12 protein-coding genes are annotated in these 9,948 nt (G+C 32.0%); 8 read left to right on the top strand and 4 right to left on the bottom strand.

The window, feature by feature from the left end:
• The 4 genes from SPJ17_RS02760 to SPJ17_RS02745 all read right to left on the bottom strand — a co-directional run.
• On the bottom strand, nt 1-426 hold a 426-nt coding region (locus SPJ17_RS02760; protein WP_321092547.1), incomplete at its 3' end, for a hypothetical protein.
• Between the two features lie 47 nt (nt 427-473).
• Nucleotides 474-626 carry a hypothetical protein gene (locus tag SPJ17_RS02755; RefSeq protein WP_321092546.1) on the bottom strand — a complete coding sequence of 51 codons (153 nt, stop codon included), beginning with the start codon at nt 624-626 and terminating at the stop codon, nt 474-476.
• A 203-nt stretch (nt 627-829) separates the two neighbouring features.
• On the bottom strand, nt 830-1,099 hold the full coding sequence (locus SPJ17_RS02750) for a phosphopantetheine-binding protein (RefSeq protein ID WP_321092543.1): 270 nt from the start codon (nt 1,097-1,099) through the stop codon (nt 830-832).
• Nucleotides 1,100-1,107: 8 nt separating this feature from the next.
• Nucleotides 1,108-2,454 (bottom strand): class I adenylate-forming enzyme family protein, encoded by a 1,347-nt coding sequence (locus SPJ17_RS02745; RefSeq protein ID WP_321092541.1) that lies wholly within the window; start codon nt 2,452-2,454, stop codon nt 1,108-1,110.
• Between the two features lie 203 nt (nt 2,455-2,657).
• Here SPJ17_RS02745 and SPJ17_RS02740 point away from each other — a divergent pair, with 203 nt between their 5' ends.
• From SPJ17_RS02740 to SPJ17_RS02705, 8 genes are all read left to right on the top strand, one after another.
• Nucleotides 2,658-4,445, top strand: a complete 1,788-nt coding sequence (locus SPJ17_RS02740) for a diguanylate cyclase (protein WP_321092538.1) — start codon at nt 2,658-2,660, stop codon at nt 4,443-4,445.
• 9 nt (nt 4,446-4,454) lie between these two features.
• Nucleotides 4,455-4,841: a hypothetical protein gene (locus SPJ17_RS02735; RefSeq protein WP_321092536.1), complete on the top strand. Its 387-nt coding sequence runs from the start codon at nt 4,455-4,457 to the stop codon at nt 4,839-4,841.
• Nucleotides 4,842-4,919: 78 nt separating this feature from the next.
• A complete protein-coding gene (locus tag SPJ17_RS02730) occupies nt 4,920-6,494 on the top strand; it encodes an NAD(P)/FAD-dependent oxidoreductase (protein WP_321092533.1) in 1,575 nt (524 codons plus the stop codon).
• Between the two features lies 1 nt (nt 6,495).
• Nucleotides 6,496-7,713 (top strand): iron-sulfur cluster-binding domain-containing protein, encoded by a 1,218-nt coding sequence (locus SPJ17_RS02725; protein WP_321092532.1) that lies wholly within the window; start codon nt 6,496-6,498, stop codon nt 7,711-7,713.
• Nucleotides 7,714-7,784: 71 nt separating this feature from the next.
• Nucleotides 7,785-8,345 (top strand): hypothetical protein, encoded by a 561-nt coding sequence (locus tag SPJ17_RS02720; protein WP_321092530.1) that lies wholly within the window; start codon nt 7,785-7,787, stop codon nt 8,343-8,345.
• Between the two features lie 51 nt (nt 8,346-8,396).
• Nucleotides 8,397-8,717: a glutaredoxin domain-containing protein gene (locus tag SPJ17_RS02715; protein ID WP_321092528.1), complete on the top strand. Its 321-nt coding sequence runs from the start codon at nt 8,397-8,399 to the stop codon at nt 8,715-8,717.
• Between the two features lie 37 nt (nt 8,718-8,754).
• Nucleotides 8,755-9,195 (top strand): hypothetical protein, encoded by a 441-nt coding sequence (locus SPJ17_RS02710; RefSeq protein WP_321092526.1) that lies wholly within the window; start codon nt 8,755-8,757, stop codon nt 9,193-9,195.
• A gap of 12 nt (nt 9,196-9,207) precedes the next feature.
• A complete protein-coding gene (locus SPJ17_RS02705) occupies nt 9,208-9,804 on the top strand; it encodes a 4'-phosphopantetheinyl transferase superfamily protein (protein ID WP_321092523.1) in 597 nt (198 codons plus the stop codon).
• Nucleotides 9,805-9,948: the final 144 nt, after the last annotated feature.

The raw sequence follows: 9,948 nt of genomic DNA, 5'->3' as shown, positions 1-9,948 counted from the left end.
AGACTTATCATAATCGCTTAACATTTCTGCCGCCTCCTTTATGATTAGGGAATTATCTTCTAAATATTTTCCAATATCCTTTGTAGATAATAATTTTAACGCCCTATCTAATTCCATTTTACTATCTTCAGGAATTTTTTCAAGGGAGACTAAGTATAATTCCATATCATCATAAACTCTTTTTGTTGAAAAGTTAATGTTTGCTATTTTTTGAATCCAATCATCACCTTCAATATCATATTTATATATGAAGATTACCTTTGATCTTTTCTTCCTATAGCCCTTTTCCTTATATTCATAAGATTTTGAATGTAATAAAGATAAATAATAAAATCCTCTAGAAACATCATAAATATATTCTCCATATTCATTCTTTTCCTTTGAATTCATACCAATTTGTGCTTCTAAATCAATAGTTAAATCCATGCTTACAACCTTAATGTCATAATTCACTGTTTTTAAGGTACATAAATCTATTCTCTCGTATCGGTTAATGTAATATCGGATTCCTTTAAATCTAAGTTACAAATCCCATTGAGTAATAGAGTTAAATAATTCTTCTTTCTTTTAATTAACTCCTTGAAATAATAATCGGTTAGACCGATGGCCTCTAATCTTTCTTTCATTTTTTAATCCTCTTTTCTATTTATTTTTTTGATTAGCTTTTTTGCCTTTCATATAATAAATAGTCAAAATCCTTAAAAAATTTTCACGATTATAAAAAAAACTGTAAAAAATGTTAAATATGATAATCAAGTGCGGTTTGAAATAGTAAATCCATATCTTTTTTTGAGGGATACACATTACCTAATTTTTATAAACCGAGATTTTATTGTGTATATTTGAGGCTCTTTTGAATTTCTTTTAGAATATCTCCAACCGTTTCTATTTTTATCCAATTTTTCTCTGAAATTTTTATTTCAAAAGCCTCTTCAATTTTACACATTATGTAGATGAAGGTAATAGAATCCAATGATTTTTGAGTGTTAATTTTTGTGTCCTCACCAATTTCTATTTCTTGGAATTCTAAAATATTTTCCTTTAGAATAAAGATAAGCTTATCTTTAATTTCTTCCCTAGATCGTATGATATTTTCCATAGTAACCTCTATTCATTAAAATTAATTTCATATCTTTTAACCTTACCATTACTCTTTTTTGGTAAGCCTTCTGGTATTGCTATAACACGAACAATTCTTTTTGATCTTGGCTGATACCTATTGTATTCATCTATATCATCCATATAAGAATCAATTTCGCTTTTATATACTTTTCCTAAGCATAGTACGACATTACCATCCTTATCTGTACCTAAGGCAAGCTCGCATACACCAAGACGCCCCATGAGTTCCTCCTCAACCTCAGGTAGGAATACCTTAGTACCATCAAGAAGAACAAGGGTGTCTTTTTTTCTCCCCTTTAGGTGCAATAAATGATTATCATCAAAGGCACCTAAATCACCTGTTTTAAAATAGCCATCTATCGTAAATAAATCCTCATATCCGTTATTATTAGGATAATATCCTTCAAAAATCGTTTCCTCTGATTTTACTAATATTTCATAATCATCCGCAATTTTTATATCATCTAATGGACATACGCTAAAGGCTCTTGGGTTATCCCCTAAGGATAGTGCAACTCCAGAGGAGGTTTCGGTAAGTCCATAGCCAAAGGATACGCGAATGCCCATAGAAGATATTGCCGTTAAAACGGGATTTGGGCAATCTCCAGCACCAATTAATACCAATTTCAATTCTTTGTTAAATAATTTCTTTAAAGCCAAAAATGCAGCCATTTGAGGAACTAAGCTCACTGCCGTTGGCTTAAAATAATCAAAATCATGGAAGATATGGTTCATACCCCTAGATAAAATGATGGATGCTCCATTTTCCCATGCCCAAAGCCATCCGCAAATAAAACCAAATACATGGGATAAAGGTAAAGAGCATAATAGCTTGTCCTGAGGCTTTAGCTCAAGTAGGCAAGAACCGTTATATACTGCTGCACAAAGCTTTTCCTCTGTCAGTATTACAGCCTTTTCCTTAGAGGTTGTACCAGAGGTGAAAAATAAGATTTTTCCTTCAGGAGGAGTATCCATCTTTGGTGGAAGCCTTAGATCTTTTTTTATATCCTCTGAACCGATAATCAAATCACACCCGACGGTAGAGATTTCTTCTTGTATTATAGATATATTATCCGCTTGGGATAATAAACAGATTGTAATTTTATTATGGATATAGGCTAAAATTGCAATTAGGGTATCCAGATTCCCATCACAAAGGATTCCTACACATTTTTTATCCTTTAGAACAGGATAGGTTAACACTCTATTTTTAATATGCTTATAGGTTAAGTTTAAAATTTCTCCATTATCATCATAGGATAATGCTAATGCGTGCTCATACTGATTATTTATCATTTCGAGTATGGTTTTATATTTTGTTTTGGTATACATAAATACCTCCCAATTCCATTTTCTATAATTTCATTCATCGAATACATATTTCTTTTAGTATAATATTTTTTAAATCTTTATGCAAATAGAAGTATAGGTTTTACAAAACAATATAGAAGAATAATGCCATTATTAAAACATTGTCAAAGGAATGTTTTTATAGTATAATCTATAAACGAAGTTTAAGATTAAGGATTAGGACTATGAAATCGAATTACACACCAAATTTTTACAAGGACATTCCAATTCCATATTTTGTATGCAGGGTTGAATTGAATTTAGATAGCTCCCTTAAGGATGTTATTTTTAGCTATGTCAATGTAGAGTTTTGTCATGTTGCATCTAAGAAGGAAAAGGATCTTATTGGAAAATCCTTTTTTGAAATATTTCCAAAATCCTATCAAACCTGGTGTGATGAATTTTATAGAGCTGCATATTTAAAGGAAAAATTTTATAATTTTAGATTCTTAGGGGATTTAGGCTATTTCATTGCATATTCTATGGCACCTACAGATGAGGAGGGTCATATAAGCTGTGTATTCTTTAATATCGATGAGCAAAATAAGAAATCTGAGGAATTAAAGAAAGCCTTTATGACCGATGATTTAACCATTCGTATCGCAAAGATATTGAATTCAAATATTCCCTATAGTGTTGCGATGAATCAGGTATTAAAGGAATTAGGTAGAGCGATTGATTCGGATAGAGCCTATATACTTGAGACTGCCGGAATCAAAATTGATAATGTATTTGAATATACTAAGGAGGATGTTCCATCCAACGCTCATCAACTAAAAAATATTCCATTTTCTATTCTTAAGGAATGGACCAATAATTCTTCTGAAAATGGCTATATAGAAATGGATGATATGGATGCCCTAGAGGATGAAAATCCATATCTTTATGAAGTATTTCATAATGCTTTAGTATCTAGAATCTTTGTATATCCTCTTTATAGTGAGGGGAAGGCGAGTGGATTCTTATGTGTAGATAATTATTCCTACGATAAGAATTTAAATTTCTTAAAGCTTATTAGTGATACTGCAGGATTTATATCGGCAAGGGTTGCAAATCATATTTTAGTTAAAAGACTTGAAAAGGCATCGAAGTCCGATGTTTTAACTGGATTATTGAATCTATATGGCTTTGGTGAAGAGGTCCAGGCCTTCTATAAGGCAAATAAGAAAAATCGATTTGTATATGCTGTAATGGATATCGATGATTTTAAAACAATTAATGATTTATATGGACATCCTATTGGAGATTTAGCTTTAAAATCCTTCTCTAAGGCTTTAGTAAGGAAATTTGGTGCTAAAGCTATTATTGCAAGAACAGGTGGAGATGAATTCTCTATTGTATTTAAGGAAAAAAGCTATGATAATGTAGAAGAAACCCTAAGAGAATTTGTTAAGGCGGATAAGCATTATACCTATAAGGGTGTAACCTATCCATTTACGGTTTCCCTAGGTTATGCTATATATCCAATGGATGGTATTCAATTACAGGATTTATATGCGGCTGCAGATAGTGCCCTATACCATGTAAAATTCCATTCAAAGAACGACTTTGAAAGATACAATCCATCCATGATGCTTGGGCAAAGACAAAGGATTGGTTTTTCCTTGAAGGAAATTACAAATAATGTTCCTGGAGTAATCTTTATATACCAAGCGGAAAGTGGAAGAATATTATATGCAAATTCCGATTGTATTCGCATGTTTGATTGTGAAAACCAGGATGATTTTATGAATTATGTTGGTTATAATTTCAAAGGTATGGTGTATAGTGAGGATTACGATAGGGTAGAACAATCGATTTGGGAGCAAATTCATTCAAATGATAAAGAGAACAGGGAGTATGTAGAATATAGAATCAAAACGAAGAAGGGTAAAATCAAGCATGTTAGAGAGTTAGGCCATTTCGTTTATGATGAAAGATTTGGGAATGTATTTTATGTACTTGTAATTGATGGTTTAGGAAATGATGTATAGTGGAGTTTTATGAAAGAGGAAAAGAGATTATTAAAAAAAGATATTATAGAGATTAATGACAATAAGCTCTTTGGCTATAAGGTAGTAAGAGAAGAGACTATAAAAAGTGGTAAGATGGATGTAGAATATGTCATTATGGAAAGAGATAAGAACTTAAGAGATTATATTACTTTAAAAAATCTTGAGGATGCTTATTACAAGGCGAAAAATAATATTAAAGAATATAAACCTATGAAGGAAGGATTAGCCCTATTCTTGTTTTTACTTTTGATTATTCCAGGCATTCTTTATGTTTCTAAAAAGAGAAAAGAAAAGAAATTTATTCTTGAAAATAATCAAAAAATGAAGCAAGAAATGGCAAAAATCATTCAAGAGGGTGAGCAATATAGAAGATAGAATTCCTAGTGGAATTCTTTTTTCTAGGGAGTAACCTATTGTGTAGTATAACAGAAATGATGAAAAAGAGGAAGAAACATGGGCTTTTTTAAAGAAAAATATGATGCGATCATCATTGGTGGTGCATTAGCGGGAATGAGCTGTGCACTTGAGCTTCAATCCAAGGGAAAAGATGTATTAGTTTTAGAAAGACATAACCTACCTGGAGGGCTTGCAACAAGCTACGTCAGAGGTGGCGTTGAAATGGAGGCTACACTTCATGAAATGATGTGTATTGGACCTAAGGATAAACCACTTACCATAAGAAGATTTTTAGAGGGAATGGGAGTTATGGTCGATTGGCTAAGAGTGCCTGAGGCCTATAGGATTTATGTCCCAAAAGAGAATATAGATATTACACTTCATGCTGGCTTTAATGGTTCCATTGAAAATGATATTTTCGTTCCTGGTGAATTCGAAATGGCTCATGAGATCGATAGAGTATATCCTGGTACATTTAAAGAGGTTAATCGATTAATGAATTTATGTACGGATGTATATAATTCTGTAAATGCATTATCGGTTAAGCCCATGAATAAGCTTCAAATGATTTTGCATCATTCAAATTTGGTAAAAACAGCAGGATATTCCACAGAGGAGGTATTAAAAACCTTTGATTTACCTAAGGAGGTTTTGGATATCTTAAAGGGCTATTGGATTTATGTTGGTTCTCCCTTTAGTGATTTACCCTTTACGATTTATGCTGTATTAATGGGGGATTATTTTGTTGGTGGATCTTACGTATGTAAGGAATTCTCTCATGAGCTATCCTTACGTATGCAGGAGCGGTGTATGGATTTAGGCGTTCAATATGAATATTCTCAAAATGTTGAAAAAATCTTAGTTAAGGATGGCCATGTGTATGGTGTAAAAACGACTAAGGGAGATACGATATATGCAGATTATGTAGCCTGTAGTGCATACCCGAATACCTGTTATGGCAAGATGATTGAGCCTAAAACTCTAGTACCTAAGAGTGCATATAGAGATTGTAACGCAAGAGAAATGGGACTTACGGTTGTCAGTGTTGTTTTAACATTAGATAAAAGTCCTCTTGAATTAAATATTAAGGATTATTCTGTATTTTCATGTGAGGGGGATATGGATTTAGATCGAATCTTTGAGCAAGGTAAAACCCTAGGGCCTTATGATTATCTAACAACGATTTGTCTAAATTATGCGAATCCAGATTGCACACATGATGGAGAATGTAGTCTATCCATTACCTATCTACCTAGTCCAGAGGCATTCGTATCTGTTACTTGTGAAAATTACCACGAGGTAAAAAGAAAAATGGCTAGAGATATGATCGAGTGTGTTTCTAAGCATCTAGGTGTAAATTTGTTTGATCATATTTTGGAAGTTGAGGTAGAAATGCCTCATACGGTTGCCCATTATTCATCGAATTATATGGGTGGTATTTATGGCTATAAGCATTCTATGGATGATCATGTAATCGCAAGATTATTCATGGAGAATAATGAAAATTATATCAAAGGCTTAGCCTTCTGTGGCGCTCATGCGATCAATGGTGATGGTATGTCCTCTTGTATTTCTAATGGTAGAAAGGCAGCAAGCATTTTACTTAAGCAAATGGAAGAGGAGGCAAGATAATATGACAAAAATAAAAGGACTAATAGAGGATATTAGTGGTGCTATTCGTGTTACGAAAAAAAGAGAGGAAGCATTTAAAAATGCGAAGGATGAAAATCTATATGTTGACCCTATTAACCAAGTGGCAAGAGCGCTCCATCCATCTCCATTTCTAGTTAAGGTTATAAAAATAGAGGATGTTTCTATAACCTCTCGTATGTTTACATTTCAGGCAGTAAATAATCCATTACCTATCTTTCAAGCAGGAAATTATGTGTCTATACGTGTAAAAATTGGAAATACAGTAACCTCAAGACCTTATTCGATTTCTAGTGCTCCATATGAGGCAAGAGGGGAAAATGGATTCTTTAGCATTACCGTAAGAAGAGGTGAGGATGGTACAGGCTTTGTTTCAAATTATTTATATGATCATTTAAAAATTCAAGATACCCTAGAGGTTGAAATGCCCTTTGGTCATTTCTATTTCGAATCCTTAAGAGATTCTAAGGATATTGTAGGAATTGCGGGTGGTTCTGGTATTACACCATTTTATTCTATGGCCAAAGAAATTGCTCATGGTACATTAGATTATAATTTAACTATTCTATATGGTTCCTTATCCCATCTGGATATCATTTTAGAAAAAGAACTTGATGAAATTGAAAGAAAATGCGAAAGAATTAAGGTGATTCATGTACTATCCGGTGAAAACGCAAAGCTAAACCCTCAAGATTTAAAGGGCTATATTAGCCGTGATATTATAAAAAAATATTCTATAGATCAAGACCCAAAAAATGGTAAGACAACCTATTTTATTTGTGGACCACTTCCTATGTATAAATACATTAAGGGTGAGCTTGATAGCCTAAATGTTCCAAAAAGAAGAATAAGAATGGAGGTCTTTGGAACAGATAAGGATGTATCTAAAATAGAGGGCTTTCCTATAGAAGTTAAAAATGAACAATATAAGATTACAGTAGTAAGAGGTATAAAGGAGGATGTTATTGATGCCTATGCGAATGAGCCTATTATCGTCGCACTTGAAAGACATGGTATATTGATTAGGAGCTTATGTAGAAGTGGCGAATGTGGAGCTTGTAGATGCAAGGTATTAGAGGGTGAATTTTTTATACCTAAGGATGTAGATTATAGAAGATTAGCCGATAAGAGATTTAATTATATACATACATGCTCATGCTATCCTTTATCCGATATGAAAATTAAAATTACAATTTTATAGAATTGTGCAATACTGCTGTATTGCCTTTTCTTTTTCTTATGATAAAATAAGTAAGGCTAGGAGTAAAAATTATGAAGATTTGGGAAAAAATTAAATTTTGTTTATATATTATTAGTGGTGTATTCATTTTAGTATTCAATCACGTTTCACTTTTACATGTACATTATGTGGATATCGTTGTAGGAACAGTAATGCTTGCCTATGCCATTGAGGATATGATAATATCCTGTATAAAGGGTATTGTTTCCCATAAAACAAAATTTTTTGAGTCTATTGTGCTTATATCCTTAGCTATCGTATTAATGTTCTTTACTTATGGAGAATATGGCTATCAAACAAGATTAATCATTTGGGGTACATGGTCTATCTTGCGTGAGGGTGATGAGATAACCGAGTGCGTTGTTCGTATGACACATAAGCGCCCTGCCATCATTTCCCTCGCTGAATCTATCGTCGTTATCGTTTTATCTATCGCAATGATTGTAGATCCTGTAGAGCATCATGCTCATGTCCATATGATTTTGCTTGGAATAGAACTAATCCTTGAGGTTATCTTCCCTATATTCTATGGCTTCTTAGATAAGAAAATTGAAAAGAAATTAGGCGCTGAAGCAGCAAGCACTGAAGAATAATTCAGTGCTTTTTTTAAATTTTAAAGTATAATATATTTGGAGGGTACGATTATGTTAAAGGTGTATGGTAGTAAAAATTGTCCAGATTGTAGGAATTTAAAGCTTAATTTTTTAAAGTATGGAATTGAATTTGAGGAAATTGAAATATTAGATTCATTAAAAAATTTAAAGGAATTCTTGCATTATAGAGATAACAACAAAGAAGTATTTGAAAGATTAATTGAAATAGGAGATATTGGCATTCCATGTATTATAAATGGAGATGATGTATTTACGGATTGGGAATCCTATTTATATGCTTTAGGCTTTAAAGATTTAATATATGAGGATTCTTTTAAAGATACCTGTTCTATAAATGGTAAGGGCTGTTAGAATTAAAAAAATATGGATTAATAGAAGTGGAGATATTATGAAGATACTACGAGTAACAGAGATAGTTAAATCAAGAACGGAATTGCTATATGAATTAAGAGAACCATTAAGACAACTAATACTACATTTATTTTTTGTGTATGAAATAAAGGATGATGCATTTGAGAATTATATTGATGAGATATATTTACTTTTACCTAACATAAGTAAGTGGCAGAAAACAAATAAATTCCCAACGAAAGAGTTCATAATGAATGTTCTTTGGGATGAGTGGCAAGATATTAGAGACAATATTTCATTTAATTTACTGGATATGACTAAAATCAAATATAGAAATTTTAGTAAAACTACTATAGATAAAGAATTTTACGATTTTTTATTCTCATATTTTTCTTGGATTAGTCAAGAGTTGTCAACTAAGGGTTTCGTTAGACTTCAAGATGTACATAACAAAATTAATGAATTATTGAGCAAGTAAGTAGGTGATATTATGAAGCAATATACAGTTTATTATTTATCTTTATCAGAAATAAAATTTTATAAAACCTATCTTTTAAGTCAAATTTCAGAGGAAAGAAAAAAGAGAGTAGAATCCTATATTCATGAGGAAGATAAGCTTTTATCCTTAGGTGCAGGCTATTTCATTCATAAATATTTTAAGGATGATGTTAAAAAAACAAAATCAGGTAAGCTTATCTCTCCTAAGGGATTCTTTAATATTTCTCATTCCAAAAAATATGTCGTTTTTGTACTTGCGGATAAGGAATGTGGAATTGATATTGAAGAAAAAAGAGAGGTCAAGAAAGAATTAATTGACTATGCCTTTAGTGATTCTGATAAGGAGCTTATGAAAAAGCCTGAGGATTTCTTTTTAATGTGGACATTAAAGGAGGCTATATCTAAGGCTGAGGGGTCAGGGCTTTCTGGTAAATCCATAAAGGATATTCCTGTAGGTACAGGATTAATCGAATATAAGGATGAAGCCTATATGGTTAAATTTACTACCTTAGCGGATTATTATATATCTGTTGCAGTAAAAACCGATAAACCTTTTGAAATTGTATTAAAGGAAGAAATTATTAAGTAATATGTTTGTGTTTCCCCAAAATTAAATATGCCCCTTAAAAAGGTAAAAAATAAATCCAGATTTTAGTCTGGATTTTAGTGCTTATATAGTGAAAAAAGGCCCCAAAAATGGTATAATATAATTGTGCAAAAACATCATAAACAA

This window comes from Anaeroplasma sp. (assembly GCF_034179385.1).
Taxonomy (GTDB): Bacteria; Bacillota_I; Bacilli_A; order Acholeplasmatales; family Anaeroplasmataceae; genus Anaeroplasma.
Note: the sequence above shows the minus strand (reverse complement) of the source record. Positions and strands in the feature narration are given on the sequence as shown.